Annotated in this window: 1 protein-coding gene; it reads right to left on the reverse strand. The window is 32.0% G+C overall.

Annotated features, from left to right (window positions below):
* Positions 1-223 (reverse strand): DUF1310 family protein (locus tag FC87_RS06730; protein ID WP_162257643.1); only part of this gene is annotated, 223 nt, incomplete at its 3' end.
* Between the last annotated feature and the right edge of the window lie 52 nt (positions 224-275).

Raw genomic sequence — 275 nt, forward strand, 5'->3', positions numbered from 1 at the left:
TCGTTGACATGAATCCACCACCATAATAAATTTTTCCGGTCTCGAGATCTTTATCGAGCACGGTATCAAAATCCATTTTTTTATCTTCATTGACGTATCCACTCATGTTAATGCCACCCATGGGATTATGTTGCACACTAAAATAATTAATTGTGACACTTTTTACTCGATGATATTTATCAGCATCATAAACAAATTTTTTTACCTCAGTTGAGTTATCCATAACGATTTTTATCATATAAATCCGATAACTACCATAAGCAATAATTATTCCA

Origin of the sequence: Fructilactobacillus florum DSM 22689 = JCM 16035 (assembly GCF_001436645.1) — a bacterium.
GTDB lineage: Bacteria > Bacillota > Bacilli > Lactobacillales > Lactobacillaceae > Fructilactobacillus > Fructilactobacillus florum.